At 57.3% G+C, this 21,146-nt stretch carries 18 protein-coding genes; 6 read left to right on the forward strand and 12 right to left on the reverse strand.

What is annotated here, in order from left to right; genetic code table 11:
* Positions 1-51: 51 nt before the first annotated feature.
* The 10 genes from glyA to U5A67_RS04050 all read right to left on the reverse strand — a co-directional run bounded on the left by glyA (position 52) and on the right by U5A67_RS04050 (position 11,171).
* Entirely contained in the window at positions 52-1,302 is a 1,251-nt protein-coding gene (gene glyA, locus U5A67_RS04005) for a serine hydroxymethyltransferase (protein ID WP_321813136.1), read from the reverse strand.
* An 87-nt stretch (positions 1,303-1,389) separates the two neighbouring features.
* The gene (locus tag U5A67_RS04010) at positions 1,390-2,874 is read right to left on the reverse strand and encodes an aldehyde dehydrogenase family protein (protein ID WP_321813137.1); all 1,485 of its coding nucleotides are present in this window, start codon (positions 2,872-2,874) and stop codon (positions 1,390-1,392) included.
* 63 nt (positions 2,875-2,937) lie between these two features.
* Positions 2,938-3,783, reverse strand: coding sequence for an ABC transporter permease (locus tag U5A67_RS04015; RefSeq protein WP_321813138.1), 846 nt, complete (start codon positions 3,781-3,783; stop codon positions 2,938-2,940).
* Entirely contained in the window at positions 3,780-4,622 is an 843-nt protein-coding gene (locus U5A67_RS04020) for an ABC transporter permease (RefSeq protein ID WP_321813139.1), read from the reverse strand. The genes U5A67_RS04015 and U5A67_RS04020 overlap by 4 nt, the downstream gene beginning before the upstream one ends.
* 44 nt (positions 4,623-4,666) lie before the next feature.
* Entirely contained in the window at positions 4,667-5,743 is a 1,077-nt protein-coding gene (locus U5A67_RS04025; RefSeq protein WP_321959677.1) for a betaine/proline/choline family ABC transporter ATP-binding protein, read from the reverse strand.
* Between the two features lie 86 nt (positions 5,744-5,829).
* The gene (locus U5A67_RS04030; protein ID WP_321813141.1) at positions 5,830-6,690 is read right to left on the reverse strand and encodes a glycine betaine ABC transporter substrate-binding protein; all 861 of its coding nucleotides are present in this window, start codon (positions 6,688-6,690) and stop codon (positions 5,830-5,832) included.
* A gap of 57 nt (positions 6,691-6,747) precedes the next feature.
* Positions 6,748-7,626, reverse strand: a complete 879-nt coding sequence (locus U5A67_RS04035) for a dihydrodipicolinate synthase family protein (RefSeq protein ID WP_321813142.1) — start codon at positions 7,624-7,626, stop codon at positions 6,748-6,750.
* Positions 7,627-7,645: 19 nt separating this feature from the next.
* The gene (locus tag U5A67_RS04040) at positions 7,646-8,995 is read right to left on the reverse strand and encodes an FAD-binding oxidoreductase (RefSeq protein WP_321813143.1); all 1,350 of its coding nucleotides are present in this window, start codon (positions 8,993-8,995) and stop codon (positions 7,646-7,648) included.
* Between the two features lie 840 nt (positions 8,996-9,835).
* On the reverse strand, positions 9,836-10,441 hold the full coding sequence (locus U5A67_RS04045; RefSeq protein ID WP_321813144.1) for a short chain dehydrogenase: 606 nt from the start codon (positions 10,439-10,441) through the stop codon (positions 9,836-9,838).
* 121 nt (positions 10,442-10,562) lie between these two features.
* A complete protein-coding gene (locus tag U5A67_RS04050) occupies positions 10,563-11,171 on the reverse strand; it encodes an XRE family transcriptional regulator (RefSeq protein WP_321813145.1) in 609 nt (202 codons plus the stop codon).
* Between the two features lie 323 nt (positions 11,172-11,494).
* On the opposite strand from U5A67_RS04050, the gene U5A67_RS04055 reads away from it, so the two are divergent.
* On the forward strand, positions 11,495-12,151 hold the full coding sequence (locus U5A67_RS04055; protein WP_321813146.1) for a TetR/AcrR family transcriptional regulator: 657 nt from the start codon (positions 11,495-11,497) through the stop codon (positions 12,149-12,151).
* A gap of 88 nt (positions 12,152-12,239) precedes the next feature.
* On the opposite strand, the gene U5A67_RS04060 is transcribed toward U5A67_RS04055, so the two are convergent.
* Both U5A67_RS04060 and U5A67_RS04065 read right to left on the reverse strand, forming a co-directional pair.
* Positions 12,240-13,301, reverse strand: coding sequence for a proline racemase family protein (locus U5A67_RS04060; protein WP_321813147.1), 1,062 nt, complete (start codon positions 13,299-13,301; stop codon positions 12,240-12,242).
* An 85-nt stretch (positions 13,302-13,386) separates the two neighbouring features.
* On the reverse strand, positions 13,387-15,843 hold the full coding sequence (locus tag U5A67_RS04065) for an FAD-dependent oxidoreductase (RefSeq protein WP_321813148.1): 2,457 nt from the start codon (positions 15,841-15,843) through the stop codon (positions 13,387-13,389).
* 336 nt (positions 15,844-16,179) lie between these two features.
* Here U5A67_RS04065 and U5A67_RS04070 point away from each other — a divergent pair, with 336 nt between their 5' ends.
* The 5 genes from U5A67_RS04070 to U5A67_RS04090 all read left to right on the forward strand — a co-directional run bounded on the left by U5A67_RS04070 (position 16,180) and on the right by U5A67_RS04090 (position 21,078).
* Positions 16,180-16,767 (forward strand): HD domain-containing protein, encoded by a 588-nt coding sequence (locus tag U5A67_RS04070; RefSeq protein WP_321813149.1) that lies wholly within the window; start codon positions 16,180-16,182, stop codon positions 16,765-16,767.
* Positions 16,768-16,822: 55 nt separating this feature from the next.
* Positions 16,823-17,617: an SDR family oxidoreductase gene (locus tag U5A67_RS04075; RefSeq protein WP_321813150.1), complete on the forward strand. Its 795-nt coding sequence runs from the start codon at positions 16,823-16,825 to the stop codon at positions 17,615-17,617.
* Between the two features lie 54 nt (positions 17,618-17,671).
* Positions 17,672-18,091, forward strand: a complete 420-nt coding sequence (locus U5A67_RS04080) for a cupin domain-containing protein (protein WP_321813151.1) — start codon at positions 17,672-17,674, stop codon at positions 18,089-18,091.
* Positions 18,075-19,484 (forward strand): FAD-dependent oxidoreductase, encoded by a 1,410-nt coding sequence (locus U5A67_RS04085; protein WP_321813152.1) that lies wholly within the window; start codon positions 18,075-18,077, stop codon positions 19,482-19,484. Before U5A67_RS04080 ends, U5A67_RS04085 begins: the two co-directional genes overlap by 17 nt.
* Before the next feature lie 229 nt (positions 19,485-19,713).
* The gene (locus tag U5A67_RS04090) at positions 19,714-21,078 is read left to right on the forward strand and encodes an MFS transporter (protein WP_321813153.1); all 1,365 of its coding nucleotides are present in this window, start codon (positions 19,714-19,716) and stop codon (positions 21,076-21,078) included.
* The last annotated feature ends 68 nt before the right edge of the window (positions 21,079-21,146 follow it).

Below are 21,146 nucleotides of genomic sequence, written 5' to 3' on the forward strand. Positions count from 1 at the left end.
ACGTCGCGCGGACGCTTTTTGTGGCGATGTTTCGTGGCCAAGCTTCGCACGTTACTGCTCGTAGACAGGAAAGTTCCTCGTCAGCACAGCCACTTGCGCGCGTACGCGATCGATCGTGTCCGCGTCATCAGGACCTTCCAGCACGTCGGCGATCAGGTTGCCAACCTGCTCGGCTTCCTTCGGGCCGAAGCCGCGCGTGGTCATGGCCGGCGAACCGAGACGCACGCCGCTCGTCACGAACGGCTTTTCCGGATCGTTCGGGATCGCGTTCTTGTTCACGGTGATGTGCGCCGCGCCCAGTGCCGCTTCCGCTGCCTTGCCCGTGATCTTCTTCGCGCGCAGGTCGACCAGCATCACGTGGCTTTCCGTACGGCCCGACACGATGCGCAGACCGCGCTTGACGAGCGTTTCAGCCAGCACGCGCGCGTTTTCGACGACACGTTGCTGGTATTCCTTGAATTCCGGTGCGAGCGCTTCCTTGAACGCAACGGCCTTGCCAGCGATCACGTGCATCAGCGGACCGCCCTGGATGCCCGGGAAAATGGCCGAGTTGATCTGCTTCTCGAACTCAGCCTTCATCAGGATCACGCCGCCGCGCGGGCCGCGCAGGCTCTTGTGCGTGGTGGTCGTGACGAAATCGGCGAACGGCACCGGGTTCGGATACACGCCTGCGGCGATCAGGCCGGCGTAGTGCGCCATGTCGACCATCAGGTAGGCGCCGACCGACTTCGCGATCTTCGACAGACGTTCGAAGTCGATGCGCAGCGAGAACGCCGATGCGCCCGCAACGATGATCTTCGGCTTGTGTTCCTGAGCGAGCTTCTCAGCCGCTTCGTAGTCGATGTCTTCAGCTTCGTTCAGGCCGTAGCTGACCACGTTGAACCACTTGCCCGACATGTTGACGGGCGAGCCGTGCGTCAAATGGCCGCCGTGCGCGAGGCTCAGGCCCATGATCGTGTCGCCCGGCTTGAGCATCGCGAAGAACACGCCCTGGTTGGCCTGCGAACCCGAATTCGGCTGGACGTTCGCGGCTTCCGCGCCGAACAGCTGCTTCACGCGATCGATCGCGAGCTGCTCGACGACGTCGACGTATTCGCAACCGCCGTAGTAGCGCTTGCCCGGATAGCCTTCAGCGTACTTGTTGGTGAGCTGCGAGCCCTGTGCGGCCATCACGGCCGGGCTCGTGTAGTTTTCCGACGCGATCAGTTCGATGTGCTCTTCCTGACGGCGGTTTTCGTCCTGGATCGCGGTCCAGAGTTCCGGATCGACGTTGGCGATGGTGATAGAGGATCGGTTGAACATAGTCAGAGCAGTAGTAGTTCCATGGGCGGTGCTGAATCGGCGGACGTAAGATTGCCATCAGTGCCCGCCGACCCATCCTTTTTGGGATTACTGTTTGATGTACCAACTCCACGGATCTTCACTGACGTAAGCCGTCACCTGCTTTGTCTCAAGGTAATTCTCAAAGCCCCAACGGCCGAGTTCCCTGCCAATCCCGGATTGCTTGTACCCACCCCACGGCGCTTCAATGAAAGAAGGTTGAGAGCAGTTGATCCAAACTGTGCCGGCGCGCAATGCAGCTGCTACGCGTTCGGCGCGCTCGACGTCGTTTGTCATAACGGCCGCGGCAAGCCCGAAGCGAGTATCGTTCGCCAGCGCGACAGCGTCTTTCTCGGACGAGAATGGTCGAATGCACACGACTGGTCCGAAGATCTCGTCCGTCCACGCGGAGCTCGTCAAAGCGACGTCGGTCAGGATGGTGGGCTCGAAAAAGTATCCAGACTCGAGTTCCTTCGGTCGACCACCGCCCGTCACAACCGTCGCGCCCTCGGCGACTGCCTTTTCGACTGCGGCCGTCACGCGTTGATGCTGCAGATCCGAAACCAGCGGCCCAAGGAGAACACCCGCATTGAGGCCGTTACCGATCGTAATCTTCTTTGCTTCTGCAGTCAGTCGTTCAAGAAACTTGTGATAGATCTGCTCGTGAACCAGCACTCGCGAGGTAGCTGAGCAGACTTGACCCTGGTTCCAGAAGATCCCGAACATCACCCATTCGACCGCCTTCTCGATTTCGCTGTCTTCGAAAACAATGAAAGGAGATTTCCCACCAAGCTCGAGACTGACACGCTTGATATCCTTCGCGGCCGCCGCCATGATCCGGGACCCCACGGCACCCGAACCAGTGAACGCCAGCTTGTCCACCAGCGGATGGTCGACAAGCGGCTGGCCCACGTCAGGCCCAAGCCCGGTCACGATATTCAGGACACCGGGCGGCAGATTCACTTCCTCCGCAATTGCAGCCAGTTCCAGTGCGGTAAGCGAAGTCGATTCCGCGGGTTTCAGGACTACCGTGCAGCCTGCAGCGAGAGCCGGCGCGACCTTCCACGCCGCCATGAGCAGCGGGTAGTTCCACGGGATAATGGCACCAACGACGCCGACGGGTTCACGCACCACCTTGGTCTTAAATCGCTGATCGGGTAGCGCAACCGCCTCACTTCGTTCTTCGTCGAACTTCTCGGCGAGCCCGGCGTAGTACTCGAAAGTGTATGCGGCGTCGCCAATGTCCCACTCCGCTTCGGGTCGCGGTTTGCCGTTGTCGCGAACCTCGAGTTCTGCGATGGCAGGCAAGCGGCTTCGGATTACTTCCGCAATCCGGCGAAGATAGTGCGCCCTTTCACGACCCGACATGCGCGGCCACGCGCCTTCATCGAATGCGCGTCGAGCAGCAATTACGGCGCGATCGACATCTTCAGCAGATGCCGCCGCAATTGCGTGGAAGGCCTTTCCGTCCGCAGGATTGAAGACTTCCAGCATGCCCCCGCGGATCGCCGGAGCCCATTTCCCATCGATAAACAGTTCGCTGCGCATATTCATGACCAAAGTCCAAGAAATCAATTTCAATTAGACGCGTTGTACACAACCTTCGCCTCTCGCCTCTTATGCGAGGACAAGGAACCTCTTCGGAATCGAATTTCGGAAGACACGGTCCAGAACCAACGCCAGAATTACAATGGCGAGGCTGGCGCGCATCCCCAATCCGAACTCCATCCGCGAGAGACCACGCGTCACTTCCGCACCAAGCCCGCCCGCGCCCACGAGTCCTGCGAGGACAACCATTCCCAGCGAGAACAGCACACACTGGTTGATGCCAACCAGCAATGTCGGCATGGCTGACGGCAGCTGGATCTTCCAGAAGATGCTCTTTCTCGTCGCGCCGACAGCGTGGCCGAGTTCAATCCGGCTGTCTGGTATCTGACTCATTGCGAGTATCGTGATTCTGATCATCGGCGGAATCCCATACACAATGGTGGAGAGCAATGCGGGGACGACACCGAGGCCAAACAGAATGACCGCGGGAACCAGATACACCCAAGGGGGCATGGTTTGCATCATGTCGAGAACGGGGCGAGAGATGACCTTGAGCCTTTCGCTTCTCGACATCAGCACGCCAAGCGGAATGCCCATGAGCACCGAGAAGACCACTGACAGCAGGATCACCACGATGGTTTGCAACGTGGCGTCCCACATTCCAAGCGCAAGACAAACCGCCATTCCGCACGCACACATGAGCGCGCCCCGCCAACCTGCAAAAGCAAAGACGATCAATGAGAGCGCCGCGATCGTCGCGGACGCCGGCGCCAGCGAAAGGACGTACACGATCGCAGCGATGAGACCGCCGAAAGCATCTGATACCGCGACAAAGAAACCGTGATGATTAATGTTCAACCACGATACGATCGGAGCGACGATGGCTCCCGGCGAAACATGAATAGAGTCGATCATCGTGCCACTCCTCGGCGTCGTTGCCCCATCCGTTGCGTCAGTCTGTCCAGCACAATCGTGACTACCACGATCGCTATACCTGCATTCACTGCTCGATCCATCTGTAGCGTACGGACCGCGTCGTAAATCGCCTGTCCCAACCCACCTGACCCGGCGATGCCCGCGATCACGACCATTCCGAAGCTAAGCATCAGACTCTGATTGATACCCGTCAGAATGGAAGAGAGCGCAAACGGAATGCGGATCTTGAATAGCAGTTGCCTTGCCGTCATGCCGACAGCCATTCCCAGTTCGTTAAACTGAGGTGGAGTCATCCGGACACCATGTGCTGTCAGACGCAGTGCTGGTGGAATCGCGACGATCCATGTCGCCCACATAGCAGTGGGTGGTCCATATCCCAGCAAGGCAATACCCGGCAGCAGGTAAATATAAGGTGGCATCGTCTGGATGAAGTCGAGCGCGACATCGAAGCTCTTGACAAACCTCGTCGTCACCCCGAGCGCTACGCCAAGAGGAATGGCCACCATCAGAGCCAGGAGGGTCGAACTGAACACCAGCGTCAACGTGCTGATGGTTTCAGTCCACAATCCCATCGCTTGACACAGCCACAGCCCGACGAGCGCCGAGAGAGCAAAGCCCCGTCCGATCAGCAACCAACCAGCCGCAGCGGCGACTAGCACCAGAGCCCACCACGGCACGAACATCAACAGTCCGTTCAGGCCTTTGAAGGTGAAGCTGAGAGCAAAGCTCAGGCTGTTGAAAGCGCCAACGGCGTGGTCTGTTAGCCAGCCCAGACTGTTATCGACGAGTCCGTCGAATACTCCAGTGAAATCGATCATCGCATCATGCTCCTACTCGATATTGCTGGCGCACGTCAAATGCGCTAGTCCGCAGCACGCGTGGCACACAAGAGATTCTCGCGTGACACAACGCCGACGATTTGGCCGTCCTTCTCGATGGCGAGCTTTTCCGCGCACTTCGCAATGGCGAGATCGATCATCTCTTCGAGGTTCGCGTTGATGTTCACAGTCGGGAAGTCACTGAGCGAGGAAGCAGAATTCCCGTTCAACACCTCTGCCAGAGCAGGCTGCATGATGGAATGCGCCTTGACCAGCTTAAGTCGCGAGACACCTTCCATAAAGTCAGCCACATAACTATCCACAGGATGCAAGGCGATTTCTTCAGGCGTGCCGATCTGGATGATGCGTCCTTCACGCATGATCGCAATGCGGTCGCCGATACGGATGGCTTCCTCGATGTCGTGGGTGATGAAAATGGTCGTTTTCTTCAGTTTCGTGGAAAGCTGCTTGAACTCGATCTGAAGCTGCTTGCGAATCAGCGGGTCAAGCGCACTGAACGGTTCGTCCATCAAAAGCACGTCGGGCTCTGCCGCCAATGCTCTCGCGATGCCGACTCGTTGCTGCATCCCGCCCGAGAGCTCACGGGGATAGCGATCGGCCCAGTTGCCCAGGCCGACGGTTTCAAGGGCCGCCTGGCTCTTTGCACGTGTCTCGCCTGATGGCTTGCCCTGCACTTCAAGGGGAAGCATGACGTTTTGAAGCACCGTGCGATACGGAAGCAGTGCCACCTGCTGGAACACCATGCCAATACACCGGGAACGCAAATCGCGTAGCGCGGCCACCTTCAGTTTGCAGATATCCTTGCCGCGAACAATCACTTCACCGCTGGTCGGTTCGATCAAACGGTTGAAGTGTCGAATCAACGTGGATTTTCCGCTCCCCGAAAGACCGATGATGCAGAACGTCTCGCCTTCACCGACCGAGAAAGAAGCATTCGCAACTGCTGCAACACAGCCAAATTTTGCGAGGAGCTGGTCTTTGTCGTACTGGCCGCTCCGGGCGGCCTCGATTGCAGCCGACGTCTGGCTACCAAAAATCTTCCATACCCCGCGGCACTCCACAGCGGTACTTTGCTTGACGTGAGCAAGTTCGTTCATCATGTTCATACGTCCATCCGAAGTCACAGAAATCTCGTCGGAACGATCCGCCGTGATCACACCGGCTCGGTGCAATCACGGCCCGCGCATCAGTTGCTCGACAGCACCGCCCACCTGTTGATCAGATCGCTATGGTCTTTCCACCAACCGTCGAGCGCCTGATCCATCGTTTTGCCATCGTTGACCGCTGTGTTAATACGTGTGATGTCGTCGATAGGCACAAACATGCTGGCCATTGCTTCCCGGGCGTGCGGATTAGCCGCCGACCATCCTTTTTTCGCGATCCAGTAATACGTCTGCGGAGGTGCGAAGACATGCTTGGGATCGTCGAGATACTTCACCTTGAACTTCATGTCCATCCAGGACGGCTGCCACAGCATGGTGACAATCGGTTGCTTCCGCTCGATGGCCGACTGGAGTTGTGCGATCATGGCAGCCGTACTACCTTCGACGAGCTGATACTGAAGGCCATACTGCTTTACCGCGTTAGCGGTCTCCTGCATAACGCCAGAACCAGCCTCGATGCCGATGATTTTGCCTCCCACTTGATCCTTAATCGAATTCAACTGGTCGATCGAATTGATCGGCACGTAAGCGGGAACGACCAGACCTTGGCGCAGGCCGTGCGACGCTGTGGCGACCTTCTCCATGCGATCCTTGTTGCGTTTCCAGTAGTCCGCAGTCACGTAGTTGATCTGTGACACCATCAGATCAACATCGCCGCGAGACAGTGCGCTGAATGCGATGCCCCAATCTGCGAATGTTGTGACCTGAACCGTATAGCCCTCCTTTTCGAGGAAACGCTTGGCGATGCCGGTAAGCGGCATGACGTCTTCCCAAGGGAGCGTCCCGATCTTGATGACTTTGCTCTCTGCTGCACTGGCGCTGAACGCGAAGCTCAGCAACAGCGCGCCGACGAGCACTCTCCATAGTGTGCGAAATGTGCGCATGACAGTTGTCCCTCCTGACATTGGGATTGGTAATCTTGTTAGCTTGAACGCGCGTCGTTACTTGATCAGTGGCGCAATCGCCTTCTGGACAGCCGCATCCTGCTCCGCGGTGAGGCGTCGAAGCGGCTTGCGGACATTGCCCGTACCGTACCCACGGAGTTGCGCTGCACGCAGCACCGACTGGACGTAGTTGCCTTGCCAGAAGAGCAGAATCGACGGCAGCATCAGTTTCCAAAGCGAAAGCGCTTCTGCGAATTTCTTCTCCTGAACCAGGTTGTAGATCGCCACGGCTTCGTGAGGCATGTAGTTCGCCGTTCCCTGAATCGCGCCGACTGCGCCTGCCATGAACGCGTAAAGGGCGATTGTGTCCGCGCCATTCAGGACATTGACCGACGTCTGGAGGTATTCCTGATGGATCGCGAAGTCGCCGCCGCTGTCCTTGATGTACTGGAAGTTCGAAAGCTCGGCGAGCCGCTTCAGAAGATCCGTCGAAACGGAGATACCGGTCGCTTGGGGAATGTTGTACCCGACAATATCCACCTTCACTGCCGCATCCACCTCCTCATAAAAGGCGAAGAGGCTGTCGTCATCCGACGCGCCTTCGAAATACGGAGGAAGCACCATGATCGCATCGGCGCCGATCGACTCGGCGTGGCGTGAACGACGAATGACCTCGTCACCGATGAGCGCGGACGTCTGGCAAATCACATTGCAACGACCGGCGACCCGCTTGATGCCGATTTCGTACAGGTTGTTGCATTCGGCTTCCGTCAGATACGGATGCTGACCCGTGCCAGCACCGAACACAAGACCATGGACGCCGGCGTCGATGTACTTGTCGATCAGTTCCTCGTAGATGTTGATGTTGATCGAGCCGTCATCGTTGAACGGGGTTTGCATCGCCAGGTTAATACCGGCCAGTTTTGCTTTTGCCATTTGAGCTTCTCCTTAAATATCAGACTTCAATGCCTGCTTGTTTGAATCGCCGCCCGGTAACAAACCTCACACCAAGCGATGTAATGAGCGTCGGGTACGCACGACTCGGCGGTGTCTTCCTCTGCAAAATCTCGATGGAGCGCGATTTAGCACCGGCAGCAAGCTCAGCGACAGCCTTGCCAAACGCGGTGCCGCGCGCGATTCCCGTGCCGTTGCAGAACGCGGCGCCGTACACATTGGGAGCAAACTCGCCCCACGCCATGCCACCGTTCTGCGCAAGAGTCAAAAGTCCGCCCCAACTTGCTTCGAACCCCATGGAGGAAAGGTCTGGCCATCGACGGTCGAACGACACCTGCTGTTGCTTGCGCGCGTTCATCACGTCTTCGAGCGTCGTCTTGAAGTTCGTCGCATACGAGTAGACGTTGCGCAGATACAGCCTGTTGTCGAACGTGCGACGCACGGTGGTGCCGAAGCTGTTCGCCGGGATCAGTCCATACGTGTTGTGACTCCCCGCTAATGCAAGCTCTGCTGCTGTCAGCGGGCGAGTCATGCTCGCGAAGGTGTAGACGGGTATGGCCGAATTCGGAAAAAATCCAAAGTTCTGCAGGTAGCCCGCCGTACAGAGGATTACCTTCTTGGCCTTGATGGTGCCCTTCGCGGTTTCGAACAGGTGCTGCGAATTTCCAAAGATCGCCGACCGAACTGCTGTGTTCTCAAAGACGGTCACGTTCGCGGGAAGCTTCCTTGCCATATTTTTCAGATACTTCGCGGGCTGAATCAGAACCGTGCCCGGGTGATGCAGCGCCTTGATGTAGTGCTTGCTGCCGGTGATTTCACGCATCTCTTCGCGTTCGACCCAGCTGTATTTCTGCCCGAGACGGTCCAACGCCTTGGAGAATTCGACCAGGTCAGCGACACCGCTGTCTGAAGCGGCGCTGTGATATTTGCCCTGCGGATCCCAGTCACAATCGACGCCCAGTTCTTCTACCGCGCTCTTCAGGTATGAAATACCTTCAAGGTTCACATACAGTTCGTCGCGATTGCCCTGATCGTCTTCGACAAAATCGTGCTTTCGGGGGTTGTGTGCGAGGTCAATCGCAAAACCCATACAGCGGCCAGAAGCGTTATTGCCGATGCGCCCCGCGTCAACAAGCACCACCTTCGCTTGCGGTCTCAATTCAGCGTACCGCCGGGCTGCATGGAGGCCCATCCATCCAGCGCCAATAACGAGGCATTCGCACGTCACGTCGCCCTTCTGGGCGCTTAACGGCAGCTCAGCACCGGAAGTCAGATACCACCCTGAATCTGTGGGTTCCGTCCGGGGAGGCTCCACAACGATTCGCTTATGCACGACTTGAACTGCAGCCAAGATATATCTCCTCGAGAACAGCAATACGCGTATGTACGCACAACTAATGATTGGTGATTTTTCTCTTCGTGACATTCCCAGCGAAAACGCTGGAGGAACAGGCTGGGTTACGGGTCAGTCCGCAAGGCTTAGGACAACCTTTTTCGGACTCCGTAACAGCAGCAACGGCTCACTGATCATTCTGTGGGCGACTATAATTTCGCCGAAAAATTCTTGCAATAAAAATTTGAATAAATTTTTTTCTACGAAAAAATGTAAGGCGATTTGTAGTTTGAGTGCGGGTTAACCAGAGGGATAAATCCCTCGCCCTCGGAAAGATCGGCAACAGCGCTCTAAAGACCGCTCAAGCCATGGACTTTCGTCAGAACGATCTGCGTCAGCAGGTGCGTAGGCAGATGTGTCGTCTAAGGGATCTCGCTTACGCCTTCAACCCATCAACTCATGAACTTAAGAGTAGAGCCGGTGTACATTCTAGTCAACCGGATAAACACTAGTGTACATAGTCCGTGCGCTTACGCTTTCGGGGTCAGACTGCCGTGATGCGACGTGCCCCCCGCTGCTCGACGGCCGGGGCGCGTAGAGGAGCAAAGCGTGAGGACAGACGGATCAGAGGTCTGCAGCCGTTGACTGCCCAGACTGATCGTCGAGGATCAGCCGTGGGGAGCTAGCGTTACGACGGTGATTCGAGTGATTGGCGTAACACAACGAATGGACGCGGGGGACGCGCCTGAGCTGCTACTTCGTGCGGAGGGGGCGAACGATGGGACTTGAGCGCACAGCGCTCGTTAAAGGGCGCGTGTCACGTGCGCCCGGTACGTCCCGTGTGGACGGTTCGTTCGATCAGTAGCCGACCCGGTAGACCTTGCCTGAGTCCCCGCCTTCGACGCTGCGCACGTAGGCCAGTCCGACCTTGAGGGAACTGACTGGATCGAATCCGGGGAAGTACGGGCCAAACGTTGGCACCGACTCCTCCAACATGGTTGGACTGACGACATTGATGCGCAGACCGCGTTCAAGATCGATTCCTGCGCCCAGTGCAAAGCCTTCGAGCGCCTTGTTTACCGTCGCTGCATTCGTGCCGTTACGAACCGGCTGGTCTGCCGTTATCCCGCTGGTTAGCGTAAAGGAGCCACCGTCGTTGACCCATGATTGTCCGATGAGTACCACGTTGATTTGCCCCATCAGCTTGTCTCGCAAGCCTGTCCAGAACTGATCGACTGTCGTTTCCGATAGGCGGCCAAAGTGGACGGCACCCGCCGCGGTCACTACGTGATCGACCTTTCCGATCGACTCGAACAGACGGCTAACATCGGCCGCATCTGCGAAATCTACGCGATGTGCGCCCCGCGTGGTTCCAACCTCAATCAGGTCATGCCGCGCGCTCAGCGCGCCGACGACAGCTTTGCCAATCGTTCCGGTTGCTCCAATAACGACAATCTTGCCCATCTTGCTCCTCCTGCTTTTCAATAAGCATCACTAAACTAGCTGGACAGCCCCACGCCTTCCCGCTGGCAAGGTGTGCGCTTGGCGCCATCCGCGAGCGAGGCTCAAGGAGCTGACTGTTAACTTAATAAGTAGGTGGCGAAATAACCCACACAACCATTGTGTCGGACTCGCTTTTGTTGACCCAGCGGAAGGGCTCTCGAACAATGCGGAATGTGTCACCGGTAGCAACTTCAAAATGGTGACCGCCAATCCAGATGTCCAGTTGGCCCTTGAGGATGTAACCCTCCTCTTCCGTATCGCGCAACGTTTCTTGACGTGTCGCGCCTGCGGCGATAGTAGTCAGGAAAGTCTCAAAAGCACCACCGATATTTGGCGAAAGCAGTTCTTCAACGATACCGTCGGTTGCATCGCCGAGGCGCCGACGCGATGCTGCGCGGACAATCCGGCCGACCTCCGCTGCAGGCTTGGACTCTGCTCCGAAGAACCACCCTAGCGGTACGCCGAGAGTCTGCGCAACCCTTTTTAGATCGGAAATCGACATCTCGGCCCGACCGCGCTCGAGCTGGCTCATGAAACTGATAGAACGCCCCGTTGCGAGGGCCAGTTCAGCAAGGGTCTTTGATCGCGCCTTGCGAAGGTTCCGGATTTCCATCCCCAGCGCTACACGGTCCAATTCAATATCGTCGATAGCCGTCGCATCGACGGCACTTCCGGGCGCCGGCCTAGCCATGAGCAATCCCCTTTTTTCGTGCAAAAAAATTCCCCTACAAATTTACCACAAAAAATTTATTGATGGTTTTTTGTCGGGTGTGGTCCCCGGAAGCCCTGACTTGTAACGGATCGTCTGCACGGCTTTTTACGCGTCGGAGCTATCGCTCCGAATCCCTGAGCAGGCTCCCGTTCCGACGGACTAGTGAATGTACACTTTTGTCAATTGAAAAAACACGTGTGTATATTTTATGTGCAATCTGCGACATTTCCGGCTATTGTATGCAGAGGGCGGAACTGATCGTCGGATCATGTCCGTTCGTGCAAGTCAAAAGGATATTTTCGATGGATCAAACGGTTGATAGCGCGCGTGGCTCTCCTGAAACCTGGCTGGAAGCGGCATATGACAGCCTGCTGGAGGGAGGGATCGATTCAGTGCGGATACTTCCGCTCGCGAAGCGACTTAATCTGTCCCGGACCAGTTTCTACTGGTTCTTCAAGGATCGGGACGAGCTTCTCGCCGCCCTGCTCAATCGCTGGAAACTGAAGAATACGGCGAACTGGGTTGAGCGAACCGAGGCGTACGCAGAGAGTATTAATGAAGCGGTACTCAATGTTACCGACTGCTGGTTTGACGACAGCATCTTCGACTCACGCTACGAGGCAGCGATGCGAAGCTGGGCCCAGCAGTCCCCGGAGATTGCCCGGGAGATGGCTGAGGATGACGAAAGGCGCATCACCGCACTTATCGCTCTGTTCGAGCGGTTTGGCTACGAACTCGCAGACGCCGACGTACGGGCGAGAGCGATGTATTACACACAGCTCGGCTATCTAGCGTCAAGACCCAACGATCCTATGTCCCTTCGGATGTCCAGGATCGGCGCATACGCCGAGCTTTTCACGTCAGTGCCCCCCGAGGATCGTGAACTGGAGCGTTTTTTCGCAAGACGCAAGGCGTGGCCTCCTGGGCCTGTGGCACCGACAAAGAAAAAGCGTCGTTAATCACTTCGGCACGGGTTCGCGATTATCGAACGGGGACAGCAAACATGCCCCGTCCGGCCCCCATCACCTGGCATGGCACGAGCACGCGTTACAAGGGTCTGTTCAGTATGTTTTCCAAACCCGCACGTGGCGTAAGTGGGTCATCAAAGTCAACGACCACCTGAGATCTGGAAATGACGAAAGCTCTACCTTTGACCGTCGCTCTCAGTCCGACATAGTCGGCGTAAGGGTTTAGTTCGTCAGCTGTCACCATCAATTCCGTATCGAAGATCGATATGGTACGAAGTGACGCGCCGACTTCAAGCACTCCCCGATCGACCAATTTCAGCAAGACCGCCGTGGACGGAACGCCAGCTGGCGCGCGACAGACTGTATCGCTCGGGTACACATAACAGGATGTGCGAATCGAGCGTAAGTCGGGTGACTCCTCCTCGGACGTTCCAGCGAATACGACGAATGAGAGAGGACCTTCGTCTCCGAACTCTGGATGCATGGGCTTGAAGTGCTTTCGCGCTTCAAGCAGGAACGCCTTGGAGAATTCGACAAGCTTTTGCTCTTCGTTCCTGTGCAATCCGAACCCAAACGCAGTAGCGTCGACAACGGGATAGAACGCCCCCGTCCAGATCAAATCGAAACTGACATCGCCCCATCCCGGTACGCTGATAGATTGGTCCCTCGCATAAACGAATGAGGGCGTGTTCGCCCGGTATTGGACTGTCTTAACCCGTCCGCTTTCACATAACGCCATGATCTCGACGAGTCCGCCTGGTGCCTCCAGCAACAGCCGGTTAAGCCCCTCTTTCATCGATACGCGGCCGGATTCCAGAAGGGCAACCGCCGTGCTCATTGTGTTGGTACCCGAGACAGCCGGATAACCCATCACCTCCATGATGATGTAACCGGCGTCGGCGTCTTTGTCGGTCGGGGACACCACGAGATCCGCGTAAAGCGAAGGGTGCCCACCACGAGGTTCAAGTAGCAACAACTGCCGGAGCCCGTCGGCTTCGTCTCGCAGGTAATGCATCTTCTCCGCAACAGAGGATCCCGGGAGTTCCTTGATTCCGCCGAGCACGATCCTGTGGACATCTCCGCCCACGTGAATATCCAGCAGATCAATCAGATATCGCCGCCCCTTCACGTCTCTCTCCATCTTTGCCTTCCCCTATTCGTCGTTCGGCAAAACCTTGAAATAAGCACCGTTACTACTGCAGTCACCCGAGACATCGCTGTGAATATCAGCCCTTTATCCGGATGTTTTTGGGATCGTAGAAGGGCGACAGACTGGGGATCGCGGGCACCTTCTCCCATGCAACTTCAATCTCAAAGGTGTTTTGCGCTAGCCACTCGGGACTTATACCGCCGGCATGCGATACATACCCCATGCCCAGTGATGCGCCTATCCGATTACCAAACATCCCCGAGGTAATGGATCCGACAATCTGTCCGTTGCACCAGATCGGTTCCTCGTGATGGAGCAACGTCCGCGCCCCCGCCGGAAGTTGAAGCTGAAACTGCACCATCCGGCGGGTCGGCACCGGTGTGGCCTTGTGCGCGCGCAATGCCTCCAATCCGATGAAGCCGCCCCGTTTTTTCCAGGCAACGCAGAAACCTAAACCAGCCTCTAATGGGTTGTCCTCGATCGTCAAATCGTGTCCCCAATGCCGGTATCCCTTTTCTGTCCGACAACTGTTCATTGCATGGTAGCCAGCATGCCTAAGCCCGAAAGCCACGCCTTCCTTGATAAGCAGGTCATAGACATGTAAGGCAAACTCAGTCGGGATGTATAGCTCCCATCCAAGCTCGCCGACATAAGTGATCCGACTTGCACGTACGCGAGCGTAACCAATCTGAATTTCCCGGGATGTCGCGAACGGGAATGCGTCGTTCGAAAAATCTTCGTCGGTTATCGCGCCGAGTAGCGCTCGCGAGTTCGGCCCCATAAGTCCAAATACAGCGAAACCCGAAGAGACGTCTGTTGCCACGCATCGTGCCTGTTCCGGTATGTTCCGCTGGAGCCATGAAAAGTCGCGAGTCTGGGTCGCGCCCGCAGTGATAACAAGATACGACTGCTGGCCGGTTCGTGTAATCGTCAGATCGGCTTCGATACCCCCCTTCTCATTCAGCCACTGCGTGTAGACGATCTTCCCAACTGGAACATCGACGTCCGATACCGAGAGCCAGTTCAACACCGTGGTGGCATCAGGTCCCTGCACCAGGAATTTGGCGAACGATGTCTGATCGAACAGTGCCACCGCATCCCGCACCGCTGCGCACTCGTCCGCGCAGTTGTCAGCCCAGTTCTGGGGTCCCCACGAATATTCATAGCTCGCCTGCTGTCCCGGCTTCGCATACCAGTTCGGTCGCTCCCAGCCGGACACTTCGCCCATGACCGCGCCCGCGGCGACCAGTCTGTCATGCAGCGGCGAGCGGCGAGCGCCCCGCGCCGTGTCATATTGACGAAACGGCCAGTGCATGGCGTAGAGGAGACCGAGCGTCTCGGTAGTCCGGTCGTGGAGATACCGTTTGGTTCCCTGAAACGGATGCATCCGACGCACGTCCACATCAGAGAGATCCACGGGCGGCCGCCGGTCGCGGATCCACTCGGCGAGTGCCTTGCCAGCACCGCCCGAGCTTTGTATCCCGATCGAGTTGAAACCGCAGGCCACGAACAGGTCCTTGACCTCGGCAGTTTCTCCTAGCAGATAGCGATCGTCTGGCGTGAAGCTCTCGGGGCCGTTGAAGAAGGTCTTGATGCCAGTGTGTTCTAGCGCAGGAACACGATTCGCGGCATTGAGCAGTATCGGCTCGAAATGGTCGAAGTCGTCCGGAAGCGCGTCAAAACAGAAGTCCTCGGGAATGCCCTGCATACCCCACGGCTTTGCTACCGGCTCAAACGCGCCGAGCAGAAGCTTGCCTGCATCTTCCTTGTAATAGGCACACTCATCCGGCACCCGCAGAACGGGAAGGTTGTTTGGAAGGCCCGGAACCGATTCGGTCACAATGTAGAAATGTTCCGCGGCATGCAGCGGAATGGACACCCCAACCTGCGCAGCCAGTTCTCTCGACCACATGCCTGCAGCGAGCACAACTGTATTCGCCCGCAGTTCTCCGTCCTCGGTCTGAACCCCGACCGCGCGGCCATTCTCTACAAGAAGCCTAAGAACCTTCGCGTTCTCAAGGATTTTTGCGCCCCGCATACGCGCACCTTTTGCGAACGCTTGGGTAATGTCAGTCGGGTTCGCCTGACCATCTTTCGGGAGAAACACACCACCCACCGCGCCGTCCATGTTGAGCATCGGCCACAGGTTTTTGATCTCCGACGGTCCTACCACCTGCACTTCCAGCCCGAAGTTCTTCGCCATTGAAGCGCCTCGCTTCAACTCCTCGAACCGCCCCTGGTTCAATGCAAGACTGATAGAGCCGTTCTGTTTGAACCCGGTTGCCTGCCCGGTTTCGCTCTCGAGCTCATAAAGCAGCTCGGACGTGTACTTGGCAAGTTCGGTCATCTGCCGGCTATTGCGCAGCTGACCGATCAATCCCGCCGCGTGCCAGGTTGTACCACAGGTCAACTGCCGCCTTTCGAACAAGGTGACGTCGGTGATGCCGAGCTTCGTCAAGTGATACGCGATCGAACATCCGACGATTCCCCCTCCCACGATCACAACATCTGCCTGCACTGGTGTCTTGCTCATGTCAGGTGTCCTCTCGAGTGTCTGGAAGAAACGGCAGGCGGCAGAGTCAGGGCCGACCGAGCCGGCGCACTCACGAGCAAACCCGGACCGTCAGCAGCGTGCAAAACGGGACAGGGGCTCCGTCTTGGTGGAAATATATTGACCGACGAAAATTCTTGCAAGAAAAAAAATAAAGCGTTATTTTTCCACCACGCAATGCCGAGCGGAAATTCAAGCTTCGATGTTTTACCAGGAAAAACCCTAATCGTTAGGCCCAGCTTCTGCCCTTCGACAGGTCGGGCGGATCAGGAAGCGCGTCACGTACACCCAACTGCAAGCACAACCGGAAGAACGACCATGGAACGGGTTAGCTTCACGCAAATGAAAGATGGCACGGCCGAGGAATACCGTTTCCTTGGCCAACTGGAAGAGGAGTTTTGCGAGCGAACCGCTGATCGACTGCTCGCCGAGCTACGTCGTCAACAGGAGGAGACGCTGGAGGGATATCGCATTACGCGGATGGAACATGCCCTCCAGAGCGCGACCAGGGCGCTGCGCGATGGCGCTGACGACGACTGGGTCGTTGCCACGCTGTTTCACGACATCGCCGACGGCATTGCTCCGCGGAACCACGACCGCACGGCGGCCGAAATCCTGCGGCCCTACGTGCGTGAAGACGTTTGCTGGGTTATCGAGAATCATGGCCTTTTCCAGACCTATTACTACGGTCACCACCTTGGCTGGGATCGAAACGCGCGGGACAAATTTCTCGATCATCCGTTGTACCAGTCGGCTGTCGATTTCTGCGAGCGCTGGGACCAATCCTCCTTCGACGAGCGATACAACAACGAGCCACTCGAAACGTTTGTCCCGGCCGTAAAGCGGGTCTTCGCGCGCAAGCCCTACTGGTATATCGACCAGACAAAACGACGCATGTACGGCTGACCTCTCCGACACCAACACTGCGAGTCTCTTCAATCCTTTGTGTAAGGAGTTTTTGATGTCCGTTGAGCCTACTGCATCGTCCGAAGCCGGGCGATCATCTACTCCGAACGTCGCAATTGTGACGGGTGCAGGGGGTGGTATCGGAGCGGCTATCTGTCTGAAACTGGCGTCACAGGGGTGGTCGGTAATTGTCGCCTCGCACTCTGACAAGGCTGCAGCAGTGCTGGAACGTTGCCGCGCCTCGGGCGCGAATGCGGAGATGCTGGTCGGTGACGTGACGCGCGCCGAATATGTCAGTCAACTTGTGAAGTTCGCCCTCGAGCGTTTTGGACGCCTTGACGGCTTCGTGAGCAATGCAGGTGTTGCGGGCGAGGTGGCCCCCGTCACAGAGTATTCCGACGACGTGTTCGATCACGTTATGGACGTCAATGCCCGAGGTACGTTTCTCGCCCTGAAGCACGCCCTTCCCGCCCTTCGTGCCCATTCAAACGGCAGCTTCGTTGCGACTGCATCTACCGCCTCGATCCGCGGTCGGGCGAACCTGTCGGCCTATGTCGCAGCCAAGCACGCGGTGCTTGGACTGGTCCGCTGCGCGGCACTCGAATGTATAGGAACGGGAGCGCGCGTTAACGCCGTTTTGCCGGGCCCGATCGAAACCCCAATGATCGATGCAATCAATGAGTCAGCGAAAAAGCGTGACCCATCCGGACCTGGCATCGTCCGCGCAACGCAGGCCCCGTATGGGCAGCCAGAAGACGTCGCGAATACGGTGGCATTCATGCTTTCTCCCCTTTCTGCACACATGAACGGTGCATCCATCGTACTTGACGCGGGGAGCACGGTCGCCTGAGCCCTGCCCGTACCCGATCGTCAAATCCCAATCCATCTCATTGAGGAGATTTTTGTGTCCGTCAATCAAATCACCCCCCTGTCTGCCATTCTTGCTAATGAGCCGCAAGTCAGCCCCACGCCTGCTGCAGTCCTGCTCAGCGGTAACGGCGACACGAAGACATGGCCCGCACTCGTAACCACCGACGGTGTGGTCACCAGCGGAATCTGGGAATCGGAAGCTTTTAGCAAGAAGAAGTCACATCCCGACAGCATGGAGTTCTGCTACATCCTGGAAGGAACCGTAGAGATCTCGGACAACGCGGGCAATGCTGCCACCTACGGCCCGGGCGAGGCGTTCATCGTTCAGCCCGGTTTCAACGGCGTGTGGACGTCCGCGACCCGGGTTCGCAAATACTTCGTCATTGCGAAGTGTCAGCCGGCGCAGAAGTCTCCGAATAACAAGCAGCAGGCAAGCCATGAGCAAGTACTCTGATACAAGCTTCTGGTTCAGCACGCTGGGCCAGTCGATCGAACCGCGCCCCAGTCTCACCGGTTATATCGAAGCAGACGTTGCAATTGTCGGCGCGGGCTACACCGGGCTATGGACGGCTTACTACCTGAAGCAGCACGCTCCACACCTGCGCGTGGTTGTACTCGAAGCAGAAACAGCCGGATTCGGCGCATCGGGCCGCAACGGTGGATGGGTGGCAGGCTATATTACCGGCCTCGAGAAGTACGTCGCCGGACTGCCTGCGGCTGAGAAGCGCGCATGTTGCAAGATACTTTTCGATAACGTCGATCATATCGGTCGCGTGCTCGCCGAAGAGTCGATTGACGCTGACTTTAATAAAGGCGGTGTCATCTATGGCGCCGCCAGATTCCCTGAGCAGATCCAGCGCCAAAGGAACGTCCTGAAGCAGTTGTATGCCGCCGGTCACACGGAGGAGGATTGCTATTGGCTTGACAGGCAGTCGCTCGCCGACATGGTGCGCTTGAGAGACGGGTATGGTGGCATTTTCAAGCGCCATTGCGCAACGATCAATCCGGCGAAAATGGTGCGGGGCCTCGCAAACGCTGTCGAACGCAAGGGCGTGGAGATCTACGAGCAGAGCCGGGTCACATCGATCAGCCCCGGTCTGGTGAAAACGGCGGACGGCTCCGTCAGGGCAAATTTTGTCGTGCCGGCGATGGAAGGCTACTCGACGACGGTTCCCAATTTTGGTCGGTATGTTATCCCTGTTCAGAGCCTTATCATTGCCACGGAACCACTAAGCGACGAGAAGTGGGACGAAATCGGATTAGCGAAGCGGCCGGCATTCTGTGACGGCAGCAAAATGGTGAGCTATGGACAACGCTCGCGTGACGGCCGAATGATCTTCGGCGCTCGAGGCGGGTATGTGTTCGGGGGAAAGCCGCGCAGTGACTTCAACCTCGGTGCACCCGAATTCCGGTTGCGCGAGGAGCTTCTCTATGATCTCTTTCCGATGCTCAAGGGTGTACGGATCACGCATGGTTGGGGTGGATCGCTCGGCATGGCACGAGGCTTCGCCCCGCATGTCGTGTTCGACAAGTCTGCGGGAGTTGCCATGGCCGGAGGATACGGTGGTCAGGGCGTCGGGCCATCCCATCTTTTCGCGCGGACGCTCGCCGATCTCATCCTGGGACAGGTGACAGAGCGGACACAGATGCCATGGGTTTTCGATCGAGCTTCGCCGCGCACGGCGCTTCGCTCATGGGAACCGGAACCGATTCGTTGGCTTACGTCGAAGGCGATCATGTCGACCTTTGCGTGGGAAGAGAAACTGTGCCGCGCCAACACTTCAACCAGTTGGGAAAAATCCCTGGCGACGCAGTTGAGTGACTCGATGTCCTTGCTGATGCGTTAGCCCGGTGCTTTTTGACAATATACCTCTCGTAGCACGAACCTACGGGAGGCATATTCCGCGCAACGCTTGTCACTGTCAGGATGTCACGACGGCAGCGATCGTTTCGTCACTTCCCAACCACAAGAGCCACCGGCATGCCTGATGGCATGCGGAGAGAAGGCCGTGAACAGAGACCGTTCGCCTGCCCCCGAGACTGGCGCAGGCTGGACAGAGAATAGGAGGCACTACGATGGCATCGCAAAATGAGACTATATCCGCTGTCGGCGGCAAGATCGCCCAAGCGGAGACGTCAACCATGTTCAAACGGCGGTTCGTTTTACGTTTGATTTTCGTCCTGTCAGGCGGAACGTTCCTCGATGGTTATATTTTGGGAATTGTCGGCCCGGTGAGCGCCAGGCTGACTGCTGATCTCGAAATTTCGACGTTTTGGGAAGGTCTGATCGCCGCTGGCGCCTTGTTTGGCATCCTATTCGGCTCGCCCGTCGGGGGCTGGGCAGCCGACAAGTACGGCCGCAAACCGCTTTTTATGGCGGATATGGGCCTCTTTGTCGTTTCTTCGGTTCTGCAGTTCTTCGTGAGCTCACCATTACAGCTGTTCATTGTTCGGCTGATGATGGGTGTGGCAATTGGCGCCGAATACTCAGTGGGCTGGCCGCTGATGTCGGAGTTTGCACCCGCCAGGCTCCGCGGCCGGCTCATGGCGCTGATTCAGGTGGCGTGGTATGGCGGGTTTATGGTCGCCTTCACTGTCGGGTACATGCTCAATGAGTCGACTAATCTGGGCTGGAGGTTCATCCTCGGCACCAGTACCTTCATCGCGGCGATCCTGTTCGTCGCACGCTTGGGCCTCCCGGAGTCACCACGCTGGCTGTGGAACCAGAAAAGAGTCAGCGAAGCACGGGCCGTGGCGCGACGATATCTGGAAAGTCCCGCAGAAATGGCTGATGTTGAACGCGAATGCCCGAAGAGTGGCTGCTTCAGGCTCGGAATGCTCTTTTCTCCGCTGTACTGGCGCGCCACACTGTTCATGTCCATGTTCTGGCTTTGTGCCGTCACACCGTATTTCGCAATTGCAACGTTCGCGGACAGCGTTCTTCAGAAATACGGATTGAGTGGTGGACTGGCCGGTGGCGTCGGTCTCTCTGCGGTCGCTTTGGCCGGAGTCGTTCTCACGGTTGTCCTTATCGACAAGATCGGCCGCCGTGCCCTCACCGTACCCCCACAGTGGCTGTGCACTGTAGTCCTTGCGATCATCGGCCTCTGGGCTAGCGCCCCTCCTGCGGCAGTGCTGGTGTTATTTCTCGTATTCTCCTTTTTTAATGCGGGATATAACACGCTGACAGGCGTCTATCCTGCCGAGGTCTTCCCGACTGAGGCACGTGGGATCGGTACGGGGTTCGCCGCTGCCGTCAGCCGGGTTGGCGCCGGTCTTGGCACGTTTCTCCTGCCATGGTCGATTAGTCATATCGGCGCCTCGGGGACCATACTCGTAGCTGCTGGCATCGCCGGCATCGGCGCAGCACTGTCGCAATGGCTGGCGCCTGAGACTGCGGGGAAAACACTCTCGGAAACTGCGGCCGGCTATTCGCATTAGTCGTCTCCTATTGAGTACGCGCGTCTGAGCACTATCGGTGAGTCGCAAGATCTCTCCTCGTGCTCTGC

The sequence above is a fragment of the Paraburkholderia sp. J69-1 genome (assembly GCF_905220255.1).
Taxonomy (GTDB): Bacteria; Pseudomonadota; Gammaproteobacteria; order Burkholderiales; family Burkholderiaceae; genus Paraburkholderia.

Coding starts and splice junctions, on each gene's coding strand:
- U5A67_RS04075 (WP_321813150.1), top strand. CDS start 16,823: ATGTCCGTTGAGCCTACTGCATCGTCCGAAGCCGGGCGATCATCTACT.
- glyA (WP_321813136.1), bottom strand. CDS start 1,302: ATGTTCAACCGATCCTCTATCACCATCGCCAACGTCGATCCGGAACTC.
- U5A67_RS04085 (WP_321813152.1), top strand. CDS start 18,075: ATGAGCAAGTACTCTGATACAAGCTTCTGGTTCAGCACGCTGGGCCAG.
- U5A67_RS04025 (WP_321959677.1), bottom strand. CDS start 5,743: ATGATGAACGAACTTGCTCACGTCAAGCAAAGTACCGCTGTGGAGTGC.
- U5A67_RS04015 (WP_321813138.1), bottom strand. CDS start 3,783: ATGATCGACTCTATTCATGTTTCGCCGGGAGCCATCGTCGCTCCGATC.
- U5A67_RS04065 (WP_321813148.1), bottom strand. CDS start 15,843: ATGAGCAAGACACCAGTGCAGGCAGATGTTGTGATCGTGGGAGGGGGA.
- U5A67_RS04035 (WP_321813142.1), bottom strand. CDS start 7,626: ATGGCAAAAGCAAAACTGGCCGGTATTAACCTGGCGATGCAAACCCCG.
- U5A67_RS04010 (WP_321813137.1), bottom strand. CDS start 2,874: ATGAATATGCGCAGCGAACTGTTTATCGATGGGAAATGGGCTCCGGCG.
- U5A67_RS04045 (WP_321813144.1), bottom strand. CDS start 10,441: ATGGGCAAGATTGTCGTTATTGGAGCAACCGGAACGATTGGCAAAGCT.
- U5A67_RS04090 (WP_321813153.1), top strand. CDS start 19,714: ATGGCATCGCAAAATGAGACTATATCCGCTGTCGGCGGCAAGATCGCC.
- U5A67_RS04060 (WP_321813147.1), bottom strand. CDS start 13,301: ATGGAGAGAGACGTGAAGGGGCGGCGATATCTGATTGATCTGCTGGAT.
- U5A67_RS04020 (WP_321813139.1), bottom strand. CDS start 4,622: ATGATCGATTTCACTGGAGTATTCGACGGACTCGTCGATAACAGTCTG.
- U5A67_RS04070 (WP_321813149.1), top strand. CDS start 16,180: ATGGAACGGGTTAGCTTCACGCAAATGAAAGATGGCACGGCCGAGGAA.
- U5A67_RS04055 (WP_321813146.1), top strand. CDS start 11,495: ATGGATCAAACGGTTGATAGCGCGCGTGGCTCTCCTGAAACCTGGCTG.
- U5A67_RS04050 (WP_321813145.1), bottom strand. CDS start 11,171: ATGGCTAGGCCGGCGCCCGGAAGTGCCGTCGATGCGACGGCTATCGAC.
- U5A67_RS04030 (WP_321813141.1), bottom strand. CDS start 6,690: ATGCGCACATTTCGCACACTATGGAGAGTGCTCGTCGGCGCGCTGTTG.